Below are 23,833 nucleotides of genomic sequence, written 5' to 3' on the forward strand. Positions count from 1 at the left end.
TCGGCACCCGTCACGGCGCGCGGAAACCGATCGTCGGGGTGGCCCGGCGCAGGGCCCCCTCGTGGGCGCCCGTGGGCAGCAGGTCCGCCAGGAAGGCGTAGCGGCGCATCACGTCCTCGCTCTGGCCGCCGCACCGCCGCGCGTACTGCCACCACGCCGCCACCTCGCGCCAGCCCGGCGCGGACAGCGAACCGCCGAAGTGCTGCACGGACAGCCCGGCGGTGAGGTTCGCGAACGCGAGCCGGTCCGCGAGCGGCCAGCCCGCCAGCGTGCCCGTCGTGAACCCGGCCATGAACACGTCGCCCGCCCCCGTCGGGTCGAGCGCCTCCACCCGCAGCGACGGCACGTCCGCCGTCTCACCCGTCACCCCGTCCACGGCGATCGCGCCGCCGGACCCCTTGGTGACCACGGCGATCGGCACCAGCTCGGCCAGCGCGCGTACGGCGGCCTCGGGGCTGTCCGTACGGGTGTAGTGCATCGCCTCGGTGGCGTTGGGCAGGAACGCGTGGCAGAACGACAGGTCGGCGAGGGTGTCCGGGTCCCAGGCGCCGGTCTCGTCCCAGCCGACGTCCGCGAGGATCATGCTGCCCTCGGCGTGCGCCTGCCGCACCCAGTCCGCGAACCGGCCCGGCTCCAGCGACGTCACACAGGCCCGCGAACGGGGCCGGGCCGCCGCGCTGACGCACGGCTTGGGGGCGGCGTGACCGTGGGAGACCATGGTGCGCTCCCCCTCGTACGCCATGGACACGGTCACCGGCGAGTGCCAGCCGGACGCGCGGTGGGAGGGGGCGAGGTCGATGCCCTCGTTGTCGGAGAGGCTCTCCCAGCAGTAGTCGCCGTACACGTCGTCGCCGAAGGCCGCCGCCAGCGACGTGCGCAGGCCGAGGCGGCGCAGGGCGGTGGCCATGTTGGCGACGCCGCCGGGGCTGGAGCCCATACCGGTCGACCAGGACTCGGTGCCGCGTACGGGGGCGTGGTCGAGCCCGGTGAAGATGATGTCGAGGAAGACGGTGCCGGTGAGGAAGACGTCCACGTCCGGGGCGTCGTCGCCGCGTACGTCCGCCAGCGGGTCCATCGGCGCGGGCGCCGGGACCGGCGAGGGTCCGCCCTGGCCGCGTGCCGTGTCGCTCAACCCTCTCGCTCCCTTTCGCTCACCGCCGCCCGCCCGGGCGGCGGTTCCGTGCCCGTACGGGACGTGTCGTCGTACGCGTGGCCCTACGTGTGGCCTGACGCGTGGCCGTACGTGTGCGTCGTGCGCGCGCGTCCTCCGCGTGGCCGGATGCCGTGACGGTACGCGCACCGCGCCCGTCCCGGACACCCTCGCGGGGCGCGCACGGACTCGTGCCGCGTACGTCGTACCCACGCGGCCCGGCCCCGGGCCCGTCGGGGGCCCGGACTCGGGGTGGCCGCGCGGGGCGCGGGCCGGTCGCCTCGCCGTGCCCGACACCTTGCAGGTCACCGGCCCAGAATGCAATACCTCGGTCATACTCGCGCAAGGTCGCTCACTCGCGGTACATTCCCGCCATGCTCCGCGAGACCCGGCACGAACACCTGCTGCGCATCCTGCGCGAGGAGGGCGTCCTCCCGGTCACCGAGATCGCCCGGCGGCTCCGCATCAGCGAGGCGACGGCACGCCGGGACGTCGCGGACCTCGGGGACGCGGGGCGGCTGCACCGGGTGTACGGGGGCGCGGTCGCGCGCGACTCCGCCGAACGCCCCTTCGCGGAGGAGGAGGTCGACGACCTCGCCGCGAAGAACGCCGTGGCCGAGCACGCCTCCCGTACCGTCCAGGACGGCGACGTGGTGCTGCTCGACATCGGCACCACCACCCTCCAGCTGGCCCGGCGGCTCCACCACCGCGCGATCACCGTCGTCACCAGCAACCTCGCCGTGTACGAGGAGCTGCGCGGCGACCCCGAGGTGACGCTGATCCTGCTGGGCGGGCAGGTACGGCCCAACTACCGTTCCCTCGTGGGCTTCCTGACCGAGTCGAGCCTGCACCAGCTGCACGTCGACCGGCTGTTCCTCGGCACCAGCGGGGTGCTCCCCGACGGGCGGGTGCTGGACACCACCGACATCGAGGTGCCCGTGAAACGCGCCATGCTGAGATCCGCCCGCCGGGTCGTACTCCTCGCCACCGCCCGGAAGTTCCCCGGCACGGGCAGCGCCCGGGTGTGCGAGGCGCCCGACATCCACACGCTCGTCACCGGCCGGACGTCCGATCCGGCCACCCTCGCCGTCTTCCGCGAGGCCGAAGTGGAGGTAGTCCAGGTATGAGGCTCACTGTGCTGGGCGGCGGCGGCTTCCGGGTGCCGCTGGTCCACCAGGCCCTGCTCGACGACGCCGGGGACCCGGCGGGCCGGTGCACCGAACTCGTCCTGTACGACACCGACCGGCGCCGCCTCGACGCCATCGGCGCCGTACTCGCCCGGCAGGCCGAACGGCACCGCGAACGCCCCGACGCGCCGGGCCCGGCCCCCGCCGTACGCGCCACCACCGACCTCGACGACGCCCTGCGCGGCGCCGACTTCGTGTTCTCCGCGATCCGCGTCGGCGGCCTCGCGGGCCGCGTCGGAGACGAACGCGTGCCGCTCGCGGAGGGCGTCCTCGGGCAGGAGACGGTGGGCGCGGGCGGCGTGCTGTACGGGCTGCGGACGCTGCCGGTGGCCGTACGGATCGCGGAGCGGATCGCGGACGTCGCGCCCGACGCGTGGGTCATCAACTTCACCAACCCGGCGGGCATGGTCACCGAGGCCATGTGCCGCGTCTTCCGCGAACGCGGCCTGGGCGACCGGGTGATCGGCATCTGCGACTCCCCCGTCGGCCTGTGCCGCCGCGCCGCCCGCGCCCTCGGAGCCGACCCGGACCGCGCGGGCTACGACTACGTGGGCATCAACCACCTCGGCTGGCTCCGCCGCGTCGTCGTCGACGGCGACGACCGGCTGCCGGGGCTGCTCGCGGACCCGGTGGCGCTGGGCACGTTCGAGGAGGGGAAGCTGTTCGGCGCGGACTGGCTGCGCGCGCTCGGCGCCCTGCCCAACGAATACCTGCACTACTACTACTTCAACCGCGAGGCCGTCGCCTCCCTCCGCGGCGCCGACGCCACCCGCGGCGAGTTCCTGCACGCGCAGCAGTCCCGCTTCTACGAGGGGCTGACCGACCGGCTCGACGGCGGCGGCAGCGGTACGGAGGACGGCGCGGGGGACGCGTACGACGCCTGGGAGCGCAACCGGCGGGAGCGCGAGGAGACGTACATGGCGGAGAGCCGGGAGTCGACCGGCGGCTGGCAGCGCGACAGCTGCGACCTCGAAGGCGGCGGCTACGACCGGGTGGCGCTCGCCCTGATGCGCGCCGTCGCCCGCAACGAGCGCACGACCCTCATCCTCAACGTGCCCAACCGCGGCGCCGTCCCCGGCGTCGACCACGACGCCGTCGTCGAGGTGCCCTGCCTGGTCGACGCCTCGGGCGCCCGCCCGCTGTCGACCGGCGCGGTCGCACCCGACCAACTCGGCCTGATGCTCACCCTCAAGGGCGTCGAACGCGCCGCCATCGAAGCCGCCGCCACCGGCTCCCGCGACGCCGCGCTCCGCGCGCTGGCGCTGCACCCACTGGTGGACTCCGTACGGGTCGCGGACCGCATCCTGTCCACGGCGGGCGGGTTCTGACGTACGGGGCACGCGTACGGGCCGGGGTCACGCGACCCCGGCCCGCCCCAGCTTCGACCCGGCGGGGGCGTACCGGTGACACGGGCACAACTCCCCACGTACGGTGAGCACATGGACACGGAGACGGCAGTGGCCCTCGTATCCGTCGCGGCGGGCAGCGTCGCGACCGCCGCCGGGCAGAGCGCCTGGACCTCCCTGACGTCACTGGTCCGCCGCGCCCTCGGCCGCACGGCCGAACCGGCGACGCCGGAGGACGCGGAGGCCGTACGGGTCCTGGAGGGCCGCATCCTCCAACACGCCGCGACGGACCCGGAGTTCGCCCGCGAGCTGCACGCGTGGGCGGACACGCACCGCGCCCTGCTCCCGGAGACCGGCACGGTCCACCACACGGTCAACACGATCACGGGCGACGCCCGCATCCAGGGCCCTGTCATCCAGGCCCGAGACGTGCACGGGGGCATCTCGTTCGACTGACACGCGGGCCCCTCCCCCGGGTTTCCGCCCCCGTGGGCGGGTCACCCGGGTCGGGCGGTGGCGGCGCGGGGGTGTCGGGTCGCCGACGCGAGCCGTCGAGAGGAGCGCGCGCCCATGTCCGAGAAGGTCGCCGACCACGTACTGGCCCGGCTGCGGGAGTGGGGTGTCGAGTACGTCCACGGCTACCCCGGTGACGGCATCAACGGGCTGCTGGCCGCCTGGGAGCGGGCCGGGGACCGGCCGCGGTTCGTGCAGGCGCGGCACGAGGAGACGGCCGCGCTGGAGGCCGTCGGGTACGCCAAGTTCAGCGGGCGTCCCGGCGTCTGCGTCGCGACGTCCGGGCCGGGCGCCATCCACCTGCTGAACGGGCTGTACGACGCGAAGCTCGACCACGTGCCGGTGGTGGCGTTGATCGGGCAGACCGCGCGGTCCGCGATGGGCGGCTCGTTCCAGCAGGAGGTGGACCTGCACAGCCTGTTCAAGGACGTCGCCTCCGACTTCCTGGCCACCGTGAACGTGCCGCAGCAGCTCCCCAACGTGCTCGACCGCGCCTTCCGTACCGCCTGCGCCCGCCGCGCGCCCACCGCCGTGATCATCCCGGGGGACGTGCAGGACCTGCCGTACGAGGCGCCGGGGCACGCGCACGGCATGGTCCCCTCCAGCCTGGGCTGGAGCCCGGCGGCGGCCGTGCCGTCGGAGGAGGCGCTGGAGCGGGCGGCCGAGGTGCTCAACTCGGGTACGAAGGTGGCCATGCTCGTCGGGCAGGGCGCCGCGGGCGCGGCCGCGGAGGTGCGGGAGACCGCGGAGCGGCTGCGTGCCGGGGTGGCGAAGGCGCTGCTCGGCAAGGACGTGCTGCCGGACACGCTGCCGTACGTCACCGGGTCGATCGCGCTGCTGGGCACCCGGCCCTCGTACGAGCTGATGCGGGACTGCGACACGCTGCTCACGGTCGGTTCCAGCATGCCGTACAGCGAGTTCCTGCCCGAGCCGGGGAAGGCGCGCGGTGTGCAGCTCGACGCCGACCCGCACATGGCGGGCATGCGCTACCCGTACGAGGTGAACCTCACCGGCGACGCGCGGGCCACCCTGCGGCGTCTGCTGCCGCTGCTGGAGCCGAACGAGGAGGGCGCCGAGTGGCTGGGCGCCGTCGAGTCCTCCGTGGACCGGTGGTGGGAGATGCTGTCGCGGCGGGCGCGGGTGGCGGCGGACCCGGTGAACCCGGAGTACGTGGCGCACTGCCTGGACCCGCTGCTGCCCGACGACGCGATCGTGACGGCGGACTCCGGTTCCGTCGCGAACTGGTACGCGCGCCACCTGCGGACGCGCGGCAGCATGCGCGGTTCGCTGTCGGGCACGCTGGCGACGATGGGTTCGGCGGTGCCGTACGCGATCGGCGCGAAGTTCGCGCACCCGGACCGGCCGGTGATCGCGCTCGTCGGGGACGGCGCGATGCAGATGAACGGGCTGGCGGAGCTGATCACCGCCGCGAAGTACCGGCACGAGTGGGCCGATCCGCGGCTCGTCGTGGCCGCGTGGAACAACCGCGACCTCAACCAGGTCACGTGGGAGATGCGCGCCATGGGCGGCTCGCCGCAGTTCGTACCGTCGCAGGGGCTGCCGGACGTGCCGTACGCCGCCTTCGCGGAGTCCCTCGGGCTGGCGGGCCGACGGGTGACGGACCCGGCCGAGGTGACGGACGCGTGGCGGTGGGCGCTGGACGCCGACGGGCCGGTGGTCCTGGACTTCGTCACCGACCCCTCCGTGCCGCCCATCCCGCCGCACGCCAGCTGGGAGCAGCTGGAAGCGACGGCGAAGTCCCTGCTCAAGGGCGACACGGCGCGGGGTCACGTGATGAAGCAGGGCTTCAAGGCGAAGGTGCAGGAGTTCCTGCCGGGGCGCGGGGAGAAGCCGCACGACGAGGGGTGACGGACGCGCGCCGTACGGTCGCCCCCGGCCGTACGGCCGCCCGCGCGATCCGGCCGGGGCCACGGGGTACGGGCTACGGGGAGGCCGTGGCCGCGGGAAGGTCCTCGGGCGGGATGTCCTCGGGCGCGACGCGCTTCTCGACGACCATCTCCGAGACCTTCCGCAGCTTGACGTTCAGGTGCTGGGACGCCTGGACCAGCATCTGGAACGCCTGCGGCGACGTCACCTCGTAGCGTTCCATCAGCAGCCCGGTCGCCTCGCCGATGACCTGGCGGCTCTCCATCGCCGTGGTCAGCGAGTCCACGACGGCGGCGTGGGACATGGCGAGCGCGGCGTGCGCGCTGTAGATGGCGGCGGACTGGACGGAGAAGTCGTCGAACGCCTCGGCGCTCTCGGCGTAGAGGTTGAGGGCGCCCAGTGTGCCGCGCTCGCTCCGGAGCTGGCAGGTGAGCATGGAGCGGATGCCCATCCGCCGGGCGCGGGCCGAGAAGCGCGGCCAGCGCTGGTCCGTCGCCATGTCGGGGACGACGAGGATCGGCTCCTCGGTCCCGCTGTCCAGGCTCGGGCCCTGGTTCTCCTCGACCTGCGCGCGGTCCAGCTGCTGGACCAGCGGGTCGGTGTACGCGGGGCTCTCCAGCCGCTTCCCGCGCCGCTGCACGGTCACTCCCGCGTGGTCGCCGCCGGGTACGACGACGGCGGCCAGGTCGACCACCTGCTGGAGCGTCTGCTCCTTCGTCGGTTCTCGGCTGAGTCTTCGCGCCAGCGACGCGAAGAGCGCCGCCAGATCGATCGCAGCGTGCTGCGTCACCGCCACCCACCCATTCTTCCGGTTTCTCCCCCGCCCGCTCATCGTACTGGCGGCCGGAGGCGACCCCGCCCCGCCACCGGGAACGGCCCCGGAACGGCCCCGGGCACGGTCGGCGGGTACGGCCCGTGGGCACCGGCGGCGGCGCTACCAGGTGGTCCGGTCCCCGCCGCGCCACTCGACGGTCTCCGGGTCGTCGAGCCGCAGCTCGTCCTCGGGGATGCCGGCCCGGCGCAGGAACTCGTAGACGTCCCCCAGCCCGTACGCCAGGCCGAGGATGTTCCCGTGGGCCGTGACGCGGCGCCCGCCGCTCGGGGAGGGCGGGTGCACCACGATCGGGGGTCGTGCGGCCATGCCTCCAGGCTGCGCCCGGCGGGCGCCGCGCGCACCCCGGGCGCCCGGTGCGGGGCGCCCGCCGGTACGCGTCACGCCGCGCCGTCCGACGCCGTGTCCGCGCCGTCGCCGCCCGGCGGCGTCCAGCGCCAGTCGGTGACCTCCGGCAGGTCGTCGCCGTGGGCGCGGACCCAGTCGTGGTGCCGCAGCCGTACGTCCTCCATGCGCTGCCGTACGGCGCCCGCCCGTACGGCGAGCCCCGGCACCCGGTCGACGACGTCCATGACGAGCCGGTAGCGGTCGAGGTCGTTGCGCACCAGCATGTCGAACGGCGTGGTGGTGGTGCCGTACTCCTTGTAGCCGCGCACGTGCAGCTTCGCGTGGCCGGTACGGCGGTAGGCGAGGCGGTGGATCAGCCACGGGTAGCCGTGGTAGGCGAAGATCACCGGGCGGTCCGCGGTGAACAGCGCGTCGTACTCGGCGTCCGGCATGCCGTCCGGGTGCTCCTCGCGAGGCTGGAGCCGGGAGAGGTCGACGACGTTCACGACCCGTACGGACAGCTCCGGAAGGTGCTCCCGCAGCAGCGTCACCGCCGCCAGCACCTCCCGCGTGGGCACGTCGCCCGCGGCGGCGAGTACCACGTCGGGTTCGCCGGTGCCGTCCTCGGTGCCCGCCCACTCCCAGATGCCCGCGCCGCGCGCGCAGTGCGCGCGGGCCTGTTCCAGGGTGAGCCAGTCGAAGCAGGGCTGCTTGCCGGCGACGACGACGTTGACCCGGTCGCGGCTGCGCAGCACCCGGTCGGCCACGCACAGCAGGGAGTTGGCGTCCGGCGGCAGGTAGACCCGTACGACCTCGGGGGCCTTGTTCAGCACGTGGTCGACGAAACCGGGGTCCTGGTGCGAGAAGCCGTTGTGGTCCTGGCGCCAGACGTGGGACGTGAGCAGGTAGTTGAGGGAGGCGACTGGGCGGCGCCAGGGCAGTTCGCGGGTCACGCGCAACCACTTGACGTGCTGGTTGACCATGGAGTCGACGATGTGGGCGAACGCCTCGTAGCAGGAGAAGAGGCCGTGCCTGCCGGTGAGCAGGTAGCCCTCCAGCCAGCCCTGGCAGGTGTGTTCGGACAGCGTCTCCATGACGCGGCCGTGCCGGTCGAGGTGCTCGTCGGTGTCCAGCAGCCGGTCCTGCCACGCCTTGCCGCTCGCCTCGTAGACGGCGTCGAGCCGGTTGGACTCGGTCTCGTCCGGGCCGACGACGCGGAAGTCGCGGCGTTCGGCGGTGTCGGCCATCAGTCGGGCCAGCAGCGCGCCGAGTGCGCGGGTCGGCTCGTGCGAGGTGGCGCCGGGCCGTACGGGGTCCACCTCGGCGGCGTACGGCTCCAGCGGCGGCAGCGGCAGCTCCCGCAGCAGCAGGCCGCCGTTGGCGTGCGGGTTGGCGCCGAGGCGGCGGGGGCCGCGCGGCACCTGCGCGAGGACCTGGGGGCGGGGCGCGCCGTCCGGGCCGAACAGTTCGTCGGGGCGGTACGAACGCATCCACTCGGCCAACTGCCGCAGGTGGTCCGGGTTCTCGCGGACGCCGGGCAGCGGCACCTGGTGCGCGCGCCAGGTGTTCTCGACGGGCTGGCCGTCGACCTCGCGGGGGCCGGTCCAGCCCTTCGGGGTGCGCAGCACGATCATCGGCCAGCGGGGGCGGTGGGGGCCGTCCGCCGCGCGGTCCCTCGTACGGGCCGCGCGGTGGATCGCCTCGATCCGGTCGAGCGCCACGTCGAGGGCGGCGGCGAGCGCGCGGTGCACCGCCGCCGGGTCGTCGCCCGCGACGGTGAGGGGCTCGTGGCCGCAGCCGCGCAGGTACGCGTCCAGCTCGTCGTCGGGGAGGCGGGCGAGGACGGTGGGGTTGGCGATCTTGTAGCCGTTGAGGTGCAGTACGGGGAGGACGGCGCCGTCGTGGACGGGGTCGAGGAACTTGTTCGCGTGCCACGACCCGGCCAGCGGGCCCGTCTCGGCCTCGCCGTCGCCGATGACGCAGACGGCCAGCAGGTCGGGGTTGTCGAAGGCGGCGCCGTAGGCGTGCGACAGCGAGTAGCCCAGCTCGCCGCCCTCGTGGATCGAGCCCGGCGTCTCGGGCGCGACGTGGCTGGGCACGCCGCCGGGGAACGAGAACTGCCGGAACAGCCGCGCCATGCCCGCCTCGTCGCGGCCCACGTCCGGGTACGTCTCGCCGTAGCTGCCGTCGAGCCAGGAGTTGGCGAGGACGGCGGGGCCGCCGTGGCCGGGGCCCCAGACGCAGACGGTGTCCAGGTCACGCGCCTTGATCACCCTGTTGAGATGGGTGTGCACGACGTTCAGGCCGGGCGAGGTGCCCCAGTGACCGAGCAGGCGCGGCTTGATGTGCTCGGGGCGCAGGGGCTCGGTCAGGAGGGGGTTGGCGAGGAGGTAGATCTGGCCGACGGAGAGGTAGTTGGCCGCCCGCCAGTGCGCGTCGAGCGCGGCCAGCTCGCCGTCGCCGAGCGGGGCGGGGGCGGCGGGCGCGGCGGCCTCGGGGGTGGTGTCGGGCTCGGGAGTGGCGGGCGTGTCACGCATGGGGACCTCTCTCCTCGGTGGGCGCGTTCCCGTGGGGGCGCCCGTGGTGCGTACGGCGTACGCGACCCGTACGGGGGCGCCGCCCCGCCGCCCTTCCCAGCGTCCCCCGGGGCGCGGACGCCCGCCATTCGCGCCCGTACGCGTACGGGCGCCGGGGCTGCGGGCGCGGGGCGGGACGGCGCGGGGCCGCCGGTCAGGGCGGGGGCAGGAGGGTGCCGAGCGGTCCGAGGTCCAGATTCAGGTCCTCCAGGCGGAGGCCGTGCTCGTCGCACAGCTCCGCCATCCGCTCCTGGAGCGTCATCAGCGTCAGCCCGATCCGCTCCTCCTGCTCCTCGCTCAGGTCGCCCTCGTCCACACGGTGCAGGGCGGTGCGTTCCATCAGCTGCCGCAGCAGTTCGACGAGGGTCAGGACGAGCTTCATCAGGTCCCGCTCCACCGTGTCCGGGTCGGTGCGGACGCGCTGCGCGAGCCCGCTGCCGCCGTGCTCGCCCGGGGCCTCCGGCAGCAGGTCGAAGGCGCGCGCGGCGGCCCGCGCCACCTCGTCGATACGGGCGCCGCCGTCCGGCGCGGACGCGGGCGGCGCGGCGGCCACGGGTGTCGCGGCCACGGGTGTCGCGGGTCGCACGGCTGCCGCCTCCTTCCGCCCCCTCCCGGGAGCCGCCGGTTCCGGCCCGCCCGGTCCCGGCTCCCCGCGCGCGGTCACCAGACCACCGGGGTGTCCGCCGTGACCGAGCGGACCACGGCCCGCAGGTCGATGTGCACGAGGTCGACGTCGGCCACCGACAGGACCACGTCCCCGGCCAGCACCGCGCCGCCGTTCAGCAGCCGGTCCAGCAGGTCGATCAGGGCCACCGACCGCCCGGCGAGGGCCGGTTCGTCCTCGAAGCCCCGCAGGAGCACGTCGTCCGCGCGCGGCACGTGGTCCCAGGGCGTTCCGTCACCGGGCACGGCTGTCCTCCTCCCGCCCACCCGCGGCGTCCGCGGGCTCCCGTACGGCGTCCTCCCGTACGGGCGCCGGGTCGCGTACGGGCGTGGCGAAGGAGTACGGCGCCCACGGCCCCGTCACCTCGATCCGCACCCCCGGCAGGCCCCGGTCCGCCTCCTCGACCGCCGCGCGGAACTCCTCGGAGCGGTCGCGTGCGACGAGGAACGCCTCGTTCGCGAGGTTCTGCCCGCTGCCGGTGGCGAGTTCGCCCTGCTGCGGCCGGTGCGTCACCCGGTCCTCGGCGTACTCCGCGGCGGCGGCCAGGGCACGCCGTACGGCCTCCTGCGCCGTACGGTGCGCCTCGTCGCGCGCCGTACGCTGCGCCCGGCGCTGCCGCAGGTACGCGCGTCCCGGGCTCTCGGCGGGCGCCTCCGGAGCGGGCGCGTCCGGAGTGTCCGGGCGCGTGGTGCCGGCGGAGGGGGACGCGGCGGCCGACGGGTCAGCGTACACCTTGACGCCCCACTCCACCCGGCCCTCCAACCGCCCCAGCAGCGCGGCCAGTTCGGGCCCGGCGTCGCGGAGCATGGCGGCCACCCGAACGTCGTCCAGGTACACGGTCGCCAGCCGCAGCGGCAGCACCGTCGCGCCCCGGGCGAGGGACTCCACCACGGAGTGGTGGGCGCGGGCCAGTTCCTCCAGCTCGCCCAGGTCCTCCAGCCGGGCGCGGAGCGCGCGTTCGCCGTACGCCGCCTCCGGCACGTCGCACACCACGGCGGCCAGGCCGTGCGCGGCGACCGTGCGCAGCGGCGCGCCGTCCATGCCGGTCGCGGGGCCCAGCGCGATCTCCAGCTCGGGGGTGGCGCGGCCGACGGCGTACGCGTAGCTCAGCCGACCCGTGTCCGGCGCGGCGTACGCGTCGTCGTGGGCGTCGTACGCGTCGTCGTACGCGTTCACCGCCCGTCACCTCCTTCCGCGTGCGGCTCCGCCGCTTCCCGCTCGATCTCGGGCTGCCGGGCCGCGCGCAGCTCCTCGATCTCCGCGCGCAGCCGCTCGTTCTCCTCCGCGAGCGACGGGCTGTGCCCGCCGTCCCCCGCGCCGACCCCACGTTCCGGTCGGCGCGGGGCACGGGAGGAGAGCGACGGGTCGTGCTCCCACCAGTCGATGCCCATCTCCTTCGCCTTGTCGACGGAGGCCACGAGCAGCCGCAGCTTGATGGTCAGCAGCTCGATGTCGAGCAGGTTGATCTGGATGTCACCGGCGATGACCACGCCCTTGTCGAGCACCCTCTCCAGGATGTCGGCGAGGTTCGCCGAGGACCCGCCGCCCTGGCCGTACGGGGCCATGCCCCTGGCCGGGGACGGGCCACCGGTACGTCGTGGAACAGGTTCGGTCACGTCTGCTCAGCCTCCTCTCGGCGCGCGGTCGCGGACACCGCGTCAGCGGCCGGCCGGCGCCGGTTCGTCCGCGCGCTCGTCGTCGAGCTCGTCCTCGGGCTCGTCGTCCGGCTCGCGCTCCTCGTCCTCGTACGCTTCGCCTTCCGGTTCCCCGTCGTCGTCCGCGTACTCGGCCTCGTCCTCCTCGAGCTCGTCGTCCGCCTCGTCCTCGGCGCGCGCACCGTCGTCGGGCTCGGGCTCCTCCTCGTCGTCGAAGCCGTCGTCCTCGTCCCGTACGTCGTCCTCGTCGCGTACGTCGTCCTCGTCCCGGGCCTCGTCCTCGTCCCGGGCGTCCTCGTCGGACTCGGCGTCGTCCGTACGGGCCTGCTCCTCTTCCTCCTCCGCCACGGCGTCCTCGTGCTCCACGACGACCTCGCCGTCCCGGATCTCACCGCGCCAGCCGTCGGTGGCCTCGCCGCGCGTCATGATGAACTTGCGGTAGAGCTTGAGGTCGAGCCGCGCGCGGCGGCCCTGGGCGCGCCAGATGTTGCCCGTCTTCTCGAACAGGCCCTTGGGGAAGTACTCCAGGACCAGCAGCACCCGGGTCAGCGAGTCGCCCAGCGGGTGGAAGGTCACGACGCCCTTGACGGTGCCCTTGGCGCCCTCGGTGGTCCAGGTGATCCGCTGGTCCGGCACCTGCTCGGTGACGTTCGCCTTCCAGCTCCGGGTGGACTTGGCGACCTTGACCTTCCAGTTGCTCGTGGTGTCGTCGGCCTTCTCGACGCTGACGACGCCCTTGGCGAAGGTGCTGAACTCCTGGAACTGCGTCCACTGGTCGTACGCCTCGCGGACCGGCACGCCGACGTCGATGTCCTCGACGATCGTGACGCTCTTCGACTTGCCGCCGCCGCCCTTGCCCTTGCCGCCGCCCCCGAAGAGGCCCTTGACCTTGTCCTTGAGGGCGTCCTTGGCCTGCGACGCGCCCGCCTTCATGGCCGCCTGCGCCGGGGACTTGCCCTCGCTCAGCGCCTCGCCGCCCTTGGCGAGGCCGCCCGCGAGACCGCCGCCGTCGGCCGACTTTTGGAGCTTGCCGACCTGTTCGCCCAACTTCTCGCCGAGACCGCTCACGGCGTGTTGGGCACGCAGCTGGAGGTAGCGGGTCAGTTCGTCCTTGAGCCGGTCGGTGGCCGGGCTCTGCGCCACGTCGTCCTTCATCTTTCCCAGCGCGCCACTCACTTGCGACCCCCTCGGTTGCCGGAGGAAGCCGTCTTCGCGGCGCCGGACTTGGCGGTACGGGCACCCGAACCGGCCGTACGGGCACCGGACTTGGCGGCCCCGCCGCCGGAGGCGGCCTTCTTGCGCGCGCCGGAGGCGGCCTTGCGCGGCTGCGCGGACGCGGCCTTCGTACGGCGCTCCCCTCCACCGGAACCGGAGCCGGAGCCGCTGCCGGAGTCGGTCTCGCGGGCGGAGCCCTTGCGCTCGCCGCCGGAGTCGCCGTCGCGGTCACGATCCGTGTCGCGCTCGTCGGACGACGCCTCCGCGTCGCCGTCCCGGGCGTCGTCACCGTCGCGGTCGTCGTCCTCCAGACCGGCGGACCGGTTCTGGAGCGAGTCCGCCAACCGGTTCGCGCGGCTGGTCAGCGCCGAGGTGGCCGCCGTACGCGTCGAGTCCAGCAGTTCCTCGCGCACCTGCTTGCTCAGGGCGCTGAACGCAGGCGAGTTGGCCGCCATCCGGACCAGCTGCTGCGGATCGACGCTGAGCTTCTTGCCCGCCAGCGCCATGCCCAGCGCGATGGCCAGTTTCGCCTTCTTCGTGCGGCCGAGGACGTACCCGCCCACGAGCGCCACGCCTATCTTGCCGTTGGTCATCATGTGCTTCTTCTCCTTCACGGCCACCCGTCGCCCGACCCGTCGCGGGTCTCAGTGGGGCGGCAGCGGCCGGGGTCTGTTCTCTTCGAGCCATTCGAGGCGGTCGAGGAGTTCGTCCTCCCTGCGGTCGAACTCCTCCTCGTCGATCTCGCCGTCGACGAGCGCCTGCTCCAGTTCCCGCAGCTCCCGCTGGACGGGCGCGGGGTCGTAGTACTCGTCCTCAGCTGTCGCGACCACCTGGTCGAGCACCCACGCGACGCCCCGTACGGGTGCGGCCGGGAGCGTGAGCAGCTGGGTGAGGAGTCCCATGACCGCCGTCCCCGCTCAGACGAAGCTGTACGGCGGCAGCGGCCCGTGCAGCCGCAGGTCGTACTCCTCGCCGCGGCGCTCGGCCTCGGCGCGTACGGCCTCCGCGAAGTCCTCGGCCCGCGCGCGTTCCACCAGGAAGGACGCGTTGAGGAAGTCCTTCTCCGTCGGCGCGTTCCCGCTGTGCTGGACCGCGAGCGGTACGACCCGCTCGACGACCGCGGCCGCGTCGGTCTCCTTGTGCCGCTCGACCTCCTGGGAGACCAGCTCCCCGAGGGCGACGCGGTCGTCGTGCGCGCCCGGGTCCTGACGGGTGCGCTCGTTGAGCCGCCGCACGTCGTCGGACTCGCGGACGATCTGCCGCAGCAGCCCGTCCTCGTCGCGGGAGACCTTCAGGTTGTACTCGACGCAGCCCGCCACCTGCTGGAGCCGCTCGGTGTAACCCTCGGCGTTCTGCTCCAGGGCCGCCACGACGGACGGCTCGTCCTCGGCGACGAGGCCGAAGCGCATCGGCAGGACGGCGCCGTCCTGCATCAGCCGTTCCAGTACGGCGTGGTGGGCGGCCAGGTCCCGGCGCTTGGCGCGGAGTTCGTCGGGCGCCTCGCTGACCACCGCGGTCAGGGACCCGCCGGACAGCGTGCGCAGCTCCCCGGCGGGATCGCCGACACCCGGCAGTCCGTCGAGACGTGCGGGGTGGTCTGCGGCCGTGACCGCGTACACGTAGACACCCATGGGTCAGCTCTCCTCCTCTTCCTTGCGGCGGGTGGTGCGGCGCGTGCCGCTCGAACGGGACGAGGACGACGACGAGGACTTGGTCCGCCGCTCCTCCTCCGGCTCGGCGTCCCGGTCGGAACCCTTCTGGAACGACTCGCTGAACGCCTCGACCGCGCCGGTCAGCGCGCCCTTCGACTTGCCCTTGGCGCCGCTCTCGGTCGCGTCCCCGACGAGGTCGGTGAGCCCGCTGGGCGCCTTGTCGCCCGCTTCGAGGTCGAGCCGGTTGCAGGCCTCGGCGAAGCGCAGGTACGTGTCGACGCTGGCGACCACGATGCGTACGTCGACCTTGAGGATCTCTATGCCGACCAGGGAGACCCGGGCGAACACGTCGATCACCAGCCCCCGGTCCAGGATGAGTTCGAGAACGTCGTAGAGGCTGCCCGAACCTCCCCTGCCGCCGCCGGAGTTGGACTGCTGCATCACTGTCATGGACGGACTTCCTTTCGGTGGCGCGGTACGCGGCCCGGCTGCGGGCCCGTACGCGCGCAGGGCGGAGCGCCACGCGGCGGGTACGTGTCCCGCCCGCCGCGTGTGCGGCCTGTCTGTCGGTATGGCCGGGCCTGTGCGTCCAAGCCCGAGGGTTCGGGGTGTCGCGGCGGACCGCGTACGGTCAGCGGCGTGACTCCCGGTCGGTCTGGCCCCGGGAGTAGCGGCGTACGCGCTCGTAGCCGAGCAGTTGGCCGGAGGGGTCGAGGTCGACGCGGTAGCTCGCCATCACGCTCGTGGTCTCCGGGATGCGCTCGATCTCCACGACCTCGACGTGCGCGGTCCAGCCGTCGTCGGCCGGTTGCAGTGAGGACACCGAGTCGGGCGCGGAGCCGATGAGTTCGGCGAGCTGCCGGGCGGCGGACCGCATGGCTTCGGGCGCCGACGCCCGTTCCGCCGTGCCGTCACCGTCACTCGTGCCCATACGTGCCTCCGTTCGGCTCGACCACGTACATCTCGTCGTGGTTCACGCCTCCCCCCTGGAAGGCGACGCGCGCCGAGTACCCACGCGCACCGATCGCACACACGGCCACACCGACGGGTTCACACGGAGGGCCACGCGCGGCGGCGCCGGGGCCAAGTGCCATACGGGGACGGCGAGTTCAGGGTCGCGGCGCAGGGGCGCGGCAACCTACAGGAGGGCGCCGCCGGAGACCTCGACGCGCTGGGCGGTGGCCCAACGCAGGCCCTCGGAGGCCAGCGTGGCGATGGCGTCGCCGATCTCCTCGGGTTCGCCGACGCGGCCGAGCGCGGTCTGCCCGGCCAGGGCCCGGCGCGTCGCGGCGTCGTCCCGCATCGCGCCTCCGTTGAAGTCGGTGGCGGTCGGCCCGGGGGCGACGGAGTTGACCCGGATGCCGCGCGGCCCCAGCTCCGCGGCGAGGGTGCGGCCCAGCGCCTCCACGGCGGCCTTCGACGCAGAGTAGACCGAGGTGGCGGGGCTGGTGTGGCGGGTCAGCGACGTCGAGACGTTGATGACGTGGCCGCCTTGGGCCAACAGCGGTACGAGCGCCTGGATGAGGAAGAACGTGCCCCGGACGTTGGTGCCCATCACCGTGTCGAAGTCGTCCGTGGTGACGGTCTCCAGCGGCCCGAAGACGCCCACTCCCGCGTTGTTGACCAGGACGTCGAGCCGTGCGGTGCCCCAGCGTTCCAGCTGCGCGCCCAGTTCGGAGGTGAAGGACGCGAAGGAGGGGACGTCGCCGAGGTCGAGCCGGAGGACGGCGGCGGTCCCGCCCGCCGCCCGTATCCGCGCCGCGGTCTCCGCCGCCCCGGCCGCGTCGCCGCGGTGGGTGACGACGACCCGGGTCCCGCGTGCGGCCAGGGCGCGGGCGGCGCTGCGGCCGAGGCCGCGGTTCGCACCGGTCACCAGGGCGGTCGTGTCGCTCGTCATGGTCTTCCTCCAGCGTGCGGGGGCAGCCGGGACGCGCCCGGCTGCCATCTCTCGGAGTCGAGTCACTCGACTCGCCTTACCGGCGCACCGTAGGCGGACCCTTCGAGGCGAGTCAAGTGACTCGCCTCGGGGCTGCGGCATACTCTCCGCATGGCAGCAGAACTCACCGCGCACCACCGCAGGCTCGCCCGGCAGAAGCGCGAGGCGATCACCTCAGCGGCCACGGAACTGTTCCTGGAGCGCGGCTACGACGGCACCTCCCTCGCGCGGATCGCCGAAGCGGCCGAGGTCTCGAAGTCCACCCTGTTCAAGCAGTTCCCGACCAAGGCGGCCCTCTTCGAGGCCATCGTCACCGAGTCCTGGCAGCGCGACGCCGACGACACCGCCGAGCGGCCGCCGGCGGGAGACCCGCACTCCGGACTGACCACCATCGGTCGGCGCTACGCCGACCTGATCGGCCAGCCGCGCATGGCGGGCCTGTTCCGGATCGTCATCGCCGAACTGCCCCGCTTCCCCGAACTCGGGCGGATGCAGTTCCAGCTCGGGAAGCTGCCCTACTTCGCCTCCGTCCAGCACTACCTGGAGTCCGAGCACGAGGCGGGCCACGCCCACGTACCCGACGCCGAGAGCGCCGCGAACCAGTTCCTCGGCATGATCGCCAACTACGTGCTGTGGCCCCGCATGCTGCTGACCGACTGGGCCCCGGCGCCCTCCGACGTCGACCGCGCCGTCGACGAGGCCGTCCGGACCATGCTCGCCCGGTACGCCCCCGCCCCGCCGCCCTGACCCCCGGGTGCCTCACCGGCCATGACCACCACGCGTACGGCGGCGGTCCGGGTCAGAGCACCTGGCGGCGTTTGCCCAGCCAGGTCTGGGCGACGATCACCACGACCAGGAACGCGCCGCTGACCACCTGCTGGTAGGCCGAGTCGAGCGAGCCGATCTGGTTGATGACGTTCTGGATCACCTTCAGCAGCAGTACGCCCACCAACGAGCCGCTGACGAAGCCGAGTCCGCCGGACAGCAGGGTGCCGCCGATCACGACCGCCGCGATGGCGTCCAGCTCCATCCCGAAGCCGAGGATGGTGACGCCGGACGCGAGCCACGCCGCGTTGAGGGTGCCCGCGAGGCCCGCGAGCAGGCCGTTCACCACGTACACGGTGATCTTCGTACGGGCCACCGGCGCGCCCATCAGCGCGGCCGCGTCCTCGTTGCCGCCGACCGCGTACACGTGCTGCCCGAAGCGGGTGCGCCGCAGCACGACGGCGCCCAGCACGAACAGCGCCACCGTGATCCAGACCGGCGCCCCGATCCCGAGGAGCTTCCCCTGTCCCAGCTCGGCGAAGAAGGCGCCCTTGTCGACGAGGTACGTCTCAGCGCCCTCGTCCGTGACGTTCAGCATGATGCCGCGCGCGCCGAGCATGCTGGCGAGGGTCACGATGAACGGTGCCAGACCGGCCTTCGCGATCAACAGCCCGTTGACGAGGCCGATCAGGCCGCAGACGGTGAGCGGCAGCAGCAGCGCCACGAGCGTCCCGTACTGCGATCCCCACGCGGCGAGCACACCGCCGAGGACGAACACGGAGCCGACCGACAGGTCGATGCCGCCGGTGATGATGACGAAGGTCATGCCGAGCGCGACGATCGCGAGGAACGCGGACGAGACCGCCATGTTCTCGAAGTTGCCGCTGGTGGCGAACGAGTCGAACGACACCGACGCGATCGCCGTCAGCACCACCAGCGCCACGAGCGCGCCGTGCTGCTGGAGGAGCGCGCTCACCCGGTCGTTGCGGTTGCCGTACGGCTGCTCCGGCCCGGGGGTGCCGGACGCGGCGGTCTTCCGTACGGAACCGCCCGCGCCCCCGGCGTCCTTCGTGGGCCCCGGCCCGCCCGTACCGCCCGCGTCCTGCCGTGTGAAGGTCACCGCTTGCCCCTTTCCCGCGCCACGTAGACCGCCAGGACGATCACCACGGCCTGGGCGATCTGGGTCCAGGACGGCGGCAGGTCGTGCTTGATGAGGGTGGCCGTCAGCAGCTGGATCAGTACGGCGCCGGCGACCGTGCCGCCGATGCGGACCCGGCCACCGGTGAGCGGCGTGCCGCCGACGACGACGGCCGTGATGGCCGACAGCTCCATCAGGTCGCCGAGCGCGGTCGGGTCGCTGGCCGACAGCCGCGCGGTGGCGAGGAACCCGGCGATGGCGGCGAGGACGCCGGACAGCACGTAGACGGTGATCAGCACGCGCCGTACGGGCAGGCCCGCCAGCTGCGCCGCCGGGCGGCTGTCGCCGATGGCGAGCAGCTGCCGCCCGAAGGTCGTACGGCGCACGGTGAAGCCGACGGCGAGAGCGAGTCCGGCGGCGATGTAGACCACGTACGGGACGCCCGCGAGGTCGCCGGAGCCCAACGTGGCCATGCCCGGGTCGCGCACGTCCTTCAGCTGCGGCAGCAGGACCAGCGCGAGACCGCGCGCGCCGACCATCAACGCCAGGGTGGCGACGATGGGTTGGACGCCGATGAACGCGATCAGCGAACCGTTGACCAGGCCGACCGCGGCGCCGCCGACGATGACGACGAGCAGCGCGACCCAGATCCCGTAGCCGAGGTAGAGGGACAGCAGCGACGTGGACAGCGCCATGACGGAGCCCACCGACAGGTCGACGCCCTCGGAGCCGATGGCCAGGGCCATGCCGAGGGCGACGATGAGGATGGGGGCGACCTGGATGGCCTGCGTACGGAAGTTCTCGCTGGAGACGAAGTGGTCGGTGAAGGCGATGTTGAAGAGCAGGAGGGCGACGACGCCGCCGTACACCCCGTAGTCCCGCAGCCAGCGCAGGAGTGCGGAGCGGTCGGCGGGGAGCGCCTTGCCCAGCGCGACGTCAGCCACGCGTGGTCACCTCCCCGTCGTCCTCGTGGTCCCGGTCGTCCTCGTCCCGGTCGTCGGGCGCCCGGTCGTCGGCGGTCTGTTCCACGGCACCGTCGGCGGCCACGTCGTCCGCCGCCGCCGCCAGCGCCCGCATCAGCGCGTCCTCGGAGACGTCGTTGCCCGCCAGCTCACCCACGACGGAACCCTCACGGAGCACCACCACCCGGTCGGAGCCCTCGATCAGCTCCTCGATGTCGGAGCAGACGAGGAGCACGCCCAGGCCGTCGTCGGCCAGTTCGTCGATGAGCTTCTGCACCTCGGCCTTGGCGCCGACATCGATGCCGCGCGTCGGCTCGTCCAGCAGCAGCACCTTGGGGTGCATGGCGAGCCAGCGGGCGAGCAGCACCTTCTGCTGGTTGCCGCCGGAGAGTTCCCCGACCTTCTGCTGCGGGCTGGACGCCTTGATGCGCAGCCGCTTCATGTACGTGTCCACGACCTCGTCGATCCGCGACTCCGACACCAGGCCCAGCCGGGACAGCCGCGGCAGGCACGCCAGCGCGATGTTCTCCCGTACGGACAGGCCCGGCACGATGCCCTCGGACTTGCGGTCCTCCGGCAGCAGGCTGATCCCCGCGCGGATCGCGGACGGCGTGGAACCGGACTTCAGCGGCAGCCCCGCCACGGTGACCCGGCCGGAGTCGACGGGCAGCGCGCCCGCGATCGCCTTCGCCGTCTCCGTACGGCCGGAGCCGAGGAGACCGCCGAGGCCGAGCACCTCGCCGGGGTGGATCTCCAGCGAGACGCCGTGCAGTTCGTGCCGCCGGGTCAGGCCCGTGGCGGTCAGCACCGGCTCGCGCCCGGCCTCGTGGTCGCCGCTGAACTGCGTGACGCCCTCCCGGCGGACCTCCCCGAGGGAACGGCCGAGCATCAGCGACACCAGCTCCACCCGGCCCGTCTCCGCCAGCGGCCCCGTATGCACGGAACGGCCGTCGCGCAGGACGGTGACCGTGTCGCACACGGCGTACAGCTCGTCGAGCCGGTGGCTCACGTACACCACCGCGATGCCCTCGTCCCGCAGCCGCCGGATGACGCCGAACAGCGTCTCGACCTCGCGGGGTTCGAGGGACGAGGTGGGCTCGTCCATGATGACGACGCGGGCGTCGACCGAGACCGCGCGGGCGAGCGCGACCATCTGCTGCGCGCCGACGCCCAGGGTGCGCAGGGGCCGCCGTACGTCCACGCGTACGCCGTAGTCCCGCAGCGCGGCCTCGGCCTCGCGGTGCATGCGCGTGAAGTCGATCAGGCCGAGGCGGTTGCGGGGCTCGCGTCCCAGGAAGAGGTTGCGGGCCACGCTCATCAGGGGGATGAGGTTGACCTCCTGGTAGATGGTCGAGATCCCGGCGTGCTGCGCGGCGAGCGGCGTCGCGAAGGACGCCCGCTCGCCGCGGTAGCGCAGCTCGCCCTCGTCGGGCCGGTGCACGCCCGTGAGGACCTTGATGAGCGTCGACTTGCCCGCGCCGTTCTCCCCGACGAGGGCGTGCACCTCCCCGGCGCGCGCCGTGAACGACACGTCGTCCAGGGCGAGTACGCCGGGGAAGCGCCGGGTCAGCCCGCGCACCGCGAGGACTTCGGCAGCCTGGGTCACCGCGGCCACCGTGCTCAGTAGGCCTTGCCGAGGTCGGCCTCGGCGTTGGCCCCGGTGTACGCGCCGTCCTTGATGATCAGCTCCTGGCGCACCTCCTCGCCCTTGGTGAAGGTGTCCAGGGTCTGGAAGGCGAGCGGTCCGAAGCGCGGGTTGGACTCGACGACGCCGTGGATCCACTTGTCGACGACGCCCTGTACGGCGCTCTTGGTGCCGTCCACGGTGACGATCTTGACGTCGCCCGCGCTCTTGCCCGCGCCCTTGAGGGCGGTGACGGCGCCGAGGCCCATCTCGTCGTTCTCCGCGTAGATGCCCTTGATGCCCGGCTCGGACTGGATCAGCTGCTCGGTGACGGACTGGCCCTTGCCGCGCGCGAACTCGCCGGTCTGCTTGAAGACGACCTTCAGCTCCGGCGCCTTCGCCTTGAGCTGGTCGGTGAAGCCCTTGGTGCGCTCGGTGGTGACGTTGTTGCCGGGGGTGCCGAGGAGGATGGCGATCTCGCCCTTGCCTCCGGTCGCCTCGATCATCTGGTCGGCGGCGCGCTTGCCCTGCTCGGTGAAGTCCGACGCGATGAAGCTGACGTAGTCCTTGCAGGGGGTCGCGTTGATCTTGCGGTCGATGGTGACGATCGGGATCTTCTTCGCGGCGGCCGACTTCAGGACCGGCTCCCAGCCGTCCGAGTTCAGCGGTGCGATGACCAGCAGGTCGGCGCCCTTGGCGATGAGGTCCTGCACGTCGCTGATCTGCTTGGAGAACTTCGACTGGGCGTTCGCCGCCAGGAGTTTCACGCCGCGCTTCTTCGCCTCCGCCTTGATGGAGGCCGTCTCCGCGATGCGGAACGGGTTGGCCTCCTTCTCCGACTGGGAGAAGCCGACGGTGGCGCCCTTGAGGTCGAGCTTCTCCGCGCCGTACTTCTCGGCGGTGCACGTCTCGGTGCTGCCGCCCTCGGCGACCTCCTGACCGTTCTGCTCGCTCTTCTGGGCGGAGTCGGAGCCCTTGTCCTCGGAGGCGTCGTCCTCGGACTTGGCGCATCCCGCGGTCAGGGCGAGGCTCGTGGCCAGGCCGACGGCGAGGAGCGTTCTGATGCTGGCGTTACGGGCCTGCGGCTTCATGGGTCCCCCATCAGGACGGGCGGGCACGCCTACGGGCGGAGCGTGTTGGGAGCTGTTTTATATCGTTGGAAGGAACCTGTAAACAGTCTCGACGGCACGGGAGTTCGGCATCACGGGCGGACGGCCCGGTGCCGGGCGGCGTCGGGGAGCGCCGCCGGGCCCAGCGTGCTCTCCCGGGCCACCAGCTCGAAGCCCGGCTGGAGATGGCGCGGTGTGCGCCCGGCGCCGTTCTCCGCCGCGTCGCCCCCACCCAGCCTGGCCACCACGGACTCCACCGCGAGCCGCGCGATGGCCTGCTTGTCGGGCGCGATGGTGCTGAGGCTGACGGCGCCGAACCGGCTCTCCGTGAGGTCGTCGAAGCCGACGACGGCGACGTCCTCCGGGACCCGCAGCCCGCGTTCCGACATGACCCGCATCGCGCCGATCGCGATCAGATCGTTGTACGCGAAGACCGCGTCCGGCCGCTTCCCCTCGTCAAGCAGCCGCGCCATCGCGGCGGCGCCGTCCTCGCGTCCCCACCCCTCCGCGAACACCACGAGGTCCTCGTCCGCCGTCACCCCGTAGTCCGCCAACTCCGCGCGCCAGCCCAGCAGTCGCAGGTGCGCCGGTTCGTGGCTGCGGTCCTGCCGGGAGCCGAGGAACGCGATCCGCCGCCGCCCGAGGTCGAGCAGGTGGCGTACGGCGGTACGGGCCGCGGCGATGTTGTCGATCGCGATGTGGTCGTACGGCAGGTCGTAGCGGCGCTCGCCGAGGAGGACCAGCGGCGGGTCGTCCGTACGGGAGCGCAGGTCCTCGGTCTCCAGCTCCAGCGGGCTGAGGATCAGGCCGTCGATCACGCGGGCCCGGAAGCCCTGGCTGACGAGGACCTCCTGTTCGCGCTTGCCGCGGGTGTGGTCGAGCAGGACGGTGTAGTCGTGCTGCGCGGCGGCGTCGATGACGGCTCCGGCCAGCTCCGCGAAGTACGGGTTGCCCAGCTCGGGGAGGGCCAGCGCGATGATGCCCGTACGGCCTTTGCGCAGGTGGCGGGCGGTCAGGTTGGGGCGGTAGCCCAGCTCGTCGATGGCGGTCTGGACGCGGGCCCGCATGGCGGGCGTGACGTGCGGATAGTCGTTGACGACGTTCGACACGGTCTTTATGGAGACGCCGGCACGTTCGGCCACGTCCTTGAGGCTGACCTTCAACACTTCCTCCGCCGCCGTTTGTCATGTGCCTGGACATAGCGGAGGTGGCGTGCTGTGATGCCAACTGCGCTTGTTTCCAACGTTATACAAGACGACGCGGACAAGCGGCAGGGCAGCAACGACCCGTTCTCT

Annotated in this window: 25 protein-coding genes; 5 read left to right on the top strand and 20 right to left on the bottom strand. The window is 73.1% G+C overall.

Going from position 1 to position 23,833, the window contains the following annotated elements; all coding sequences use genetic code 11:
- Nucleotides 1-10: 10 nt before the first annotated feature.
- Entirely contained in the window at nucleotides 11-1,075 is a 1,065-nt protein-coding gene (locus D7M15_RS03120; RefSeq protein ID WP_121520136.1) for a PfkB family carbohydrate kinase, read from the bottom strand.
- A gap of 449 nt (nucleotides 1,076-1,524) precedes the next feature.
- On the opposite strand from D7M15_RS03120, the gene D7M15_RS03125 reads away from it, so the two are divergent.
- The 4 genes from D7M15_RS03125 (at nucleotide 1,525) to D7M15_RS03140 (ending at nucleotide 6,065) form a co-directional block, all read left to right on the top strand.
- Entirely contained in the window at nucleotides 1,525-2,277 is a 753-nt protein-coding gene (locus D7M15_RS03125; protein WP_121516076.1) for a DeoR/GlpR family DNA-binding transcription regulator, read from the top strand.
- The gene (locus D7M15_RS03130; RefSeq protein ID WP_121516077.1) at nucleotides 2,274-3,665 is read left to right on the top strand and encodes a 6-phospho-beta-glucosidase; all 1,392 of its coding nucleotides are present in this window, start codon (nucleotides 2,274-2,276) and stop codon (nucleotides 3,663-3,665) included. Before D7M15_RS03125 ends, D7M15_RS03130 begins: the two co-directional genes overlap by 4 nt.
- A gap of 111 nt (nucleotides 3,666-3,776) precedes the next feature.
- Nucleotides 3,777-4,139 (top strand): hypothetical protein, encoded by a 363-nt coding sequence (locus tag D7M15_RS03135; protein WP_121516078.1) that lies wholly within the window; start codon nucleotides 3,777-3,779, stop codon nucleotides 4,137-4,139.
- 114 nt (nucleotides 4,140-4,253) lie between these two features.
- A complete protein-coding gene (locus D7M15_RS03140) occupies nucleotides 4,254-6,065 on the top strand; it encodes a thiamine pyrophosphate-requiring protein (RefSeq protein ID WP_121516079.1) in 1,812 nt (603 codons plus the stop codon).
- 73 nt (nucleotides 6,066-6,138) lie between these two features.
- Here the strand turns inward: D7M15_RS03140 and D7M15_RS03145 are convergent, their stop codons facing one another.
- The 14 genes from D7M15_RS03145 to D7M15_RS03210 all read right to left on the bottom strand — a co-directional run bounded on the left by D7M15_RS03145 (nucleotide 6,139) and on the right by D7M15_RS03210 (nucleotide 16,901).
- Nucleotides 6,139-6,873, bottom strand: coding sequence for a GAF and ANTAR domain-containing protein (locus D7M15_RS03145; RefSeq protein WP_165906189.1), 735 nt, complete (start codon nucleotides 6,871-6,873; stop codon nucleotides 6,139-6,141).
- Nucleotides 6,874-7,017: 144 nt separating this feature from the next.
- Complete coding sequence (locus tag D7M15_RS03150) at nucleotides 7,018-7,224, bottom strand: hypothetical protein (protein ID WP_121516081.1); 207 nt, start codon at nucleotides 7,222-7,224, stop codon at nucleotides 7,018-7,020.
- Between the two features lie 71 nt (nucleotides 7,225-7,295).
- Entirely contained in the window at nucleotides 7,296-9,779 is a 2,484-nt protein-coding gene (locus tag D7M15_RS03155) for a phosphoketolase family protein (RefSeq protein WP_121516082.1), read from the bottom strand.
- Between the two features lie 193 nt (nucleotides 9,780-9,972).
- Nucleotides 9,973-10,371 (bottom strand): gas vesicle protein K, encoded by a 399-nt coding sequence (locus D7M15_RS03160; protein WP_121520137.1) that lies wholly within the window; start codon nucleotides 10,369-10,371, stop codon nucleotides 9,973-9,975.
- A 107-nt stretch (nucleotides 10,372-10,478) separates the two neighbouring features.
- Entirely contained in the window at nucleotides 10,479-10,727 is a 249-nt protein-coding gene (locus D7M15_RS03165) for a gas vesicle protein (RefSeq protein WP_346428779.1), read from the bottom strand.
- Nucleotides 10,717-11,658 carry a GvpL/GvpF family gas vesicle protein gene (locus D7M15_RS03170; RefSeq protein ID WP_121516083.1) on the bottom strand — a complete coding sequence of 314 codons (942 nt, stop codon included), beginning with the start codon at nucleotides 11,656-11,658 and terminating at the stop codon, nucleotides 10,717-10,719. The genes D7M15_RS03165 and D7M15_RS03170 overlap by 11 nt, the downstream gene beginning before the upstream one ends.
- A complete protein-coding gene (locus D7M15_RS03175; RefSeq protein WP_121516084.1) occupies nucleotides 11,655-12,047 on the bottom strand; it encodes a gas vesicle protein in 393 nt (130 codons plus the stop codon). Before D7M15_RS03175 ends, D7M15_RS03170 begins: the two co-directional genes overlap by 4 nt.
- A 93-nt stretch (nucleotides 12,048-12,140) precedes the next feature.
- A complete protein-coding gene (locus tag D7M15_RS03180; RefSeq protein ID WP_240649107.1) occupies nucleotides 12,141-13,313 on the bottom strand; it encodes an SRPBCC family protein in 1,173 nt (390 codons plus the stop codon).
- On the bottom strand, nucleotides 13,310-13,948 hold the full coding sequence (locus D7M15_RS03185) for a hypothetical protein (protein ID WP_121520139.1): 639 nt from the start codon (nucleotides 13,946-13,948) through the stop codon (nucleotides 13,310-13,312). The genes D7M15_RS03180 and D7M15_RS03185 overlap by 4 nt, the downstream gene beginning before the upstream one ends.
- A gap of 48 nt (nucleotides 13,949-13,996) precedes the next feature.
- On the bottom strand, nucleotides 13,997-14,254 hold the full coding sequence (locus D7M15_RS03190) for a gas vesicle protein GvpG (RefSeq protein WP_121516086.1): 258 nt from the start codon (nucleotides 14,252-14,254) through the stop codon (nucleotides 13,997-13,999).
- 15 nt (nucleotides 14,255-14,269) lie between these two features.
- A complete protein-coding gene (locus D7M15_RS03195; protein ID WP_121516087.1) occupies nucleotides 14,270-14,983 on the bottom strand; it encodes a GvpL/GvpF family gas vesicle protein in 714 nt (237 codons plus the stop codon).
- Nucleotides 14,984-14,986: 3 nt separating this feature from the next.
- On the bottom strand, nucleotides 14,987-15,454 hold the full coding sequence (locus D7M15_RS03200; protein WP_121516088.1) for a gas vesicle structural protein GvpA: 468 nt from the start codon (nucleotides 15,452-15,454) through the stop codon (nucleotides 14,987-14,989).
- Between the two features lie 181 nt (nucleotides 15,455-15,635).
- Nucleotides 15,636-15,935 carry a gas vesicle protein gene (locus tag D7M15_RS03205; protein ID WP_121516089.1) on the bottom strand — a complete coding sequence of 100 codons (300 nt, stop codon included), beginning with the start codon at nucleotides 15,933-15,935 and terminating at the stop codon, nucleotides 15,636-15,638.
- Nucleotides 15,936-16,142: 207 nt separating this feature from the next.
- Nucleotides 16,143-16,901, bottom strand: a complete 759-nt coding sequence (locus D7M15_RS03210) for an SDR family oxidoreductase (RefSeq protein ID WP_121516090.1) — start codon at nucleotides 16,899-16,901, stop codon at nucleotides 16,143-16,145.
- Between the two features lie 150 nt (nucleotides 16,902-17,051).
- Between D7M15_RS03210 and D7M15_RS03215 the strand changes: the two genes are divergently transcribed.
- Nucleotides 17,052-17,687 (top strand): TetR/AcrR family transcriptional regulator, encoded by a 636-nt coding sequence (locus D7M15_RS03215; RefSeq protein ID WP_121516091.1) that lies wholly within the window; start codon nucleotides 17,052-17,054, stop codon nucleotides 17,685-17,687.
- A 52-nt stretch (nucleotides 17,688-17,739) separates the two neighbouring features.
- Here the strand turns inward: D7M15_RS03215 and D7M15_RS03220 are convergent, their stop codons facing one another.
- From D7M15_RS03220 to D7M15_RS03240, 5 genes are all read right to left on the bottom strand, one after another.
- Nucleotides 17,740-18,681 (bottom strand): ABC transporter permease, encoded by a 942-nt coding sequence (locus tag D7M15_RS03220; RefSeq protein ID WP_240649565.1) that lies wholly within the window; start codon nucleotides 18,679-18,681, stop codon nucleotides 17,740-17,742.
- 140 nt (nucleotides 18,682-18,821) lie between these two features.
- Nucleotides 18,822-19,787: an ABC transporter permease gene (locus tag D7M15_RS03225; RefSeq protein WP_121516093.1), complete on the bottom strand. Its 966-nt coding sequence runs from the start codon at nucleotides 19,785-19,787 to the stop codon at nucleotides 18,822-18,824.
- Nucleotides 19,780-21,411 (bottom strand): sugar ABC transporter ATP-binding protein, encoded by a 1,632-nt coding sequence (locus D7M15_RS03230; protein ID WP_121520140.1) that lies wholly within the window; start codon nucleotides 21,409-21,411, stop codon nucleotides 19,780-19,782. The genes D7M15_RS03225 and D7M15_RS03230 overlap by 8 nt, the downstream gene beginning before the upstream one ends.
- A gap of 14 nt (nucleotides 21,412-21,425) precedes the next feature.
- On the bottom strand, nucleotides 21,426-22,520 hold the full coding sequence (locus D7M15_RS03235; RefSeq protein ID WP_121516094.1) for an ABC transporter substrate-binding protein: 1,095 nt from the start codon (nucleotides 22,518-22,520) through the stop codon (nucleotides 21,426-21,428).
- 110 nt (nucleotides 22,521-22,630) lie between these two features.
- Nucleotides 22,631-23,701, bottom strand: coding sequence for a LacI family DNA-binding transcriptional regulator (locus D7M15_RS03240; RefSeq protein ID WP_121520141.1), 1,071 nt, complete (start codon nucleotides 23,699-23,701; stop codon nucleotides 22,631-22,633).
- Nucleotides 23,702-23,833: the final 132 nt, after the last annotated feature.

The organism is Streptomyces sp. Z26 (assembly GCF_003665095.1).
GTDB lineage: Bacteria > Actinomycetota > Actinomycetes > Streptomycetales > Streptomycetaceae > Streptomyces > Streptomyces phytohabitans.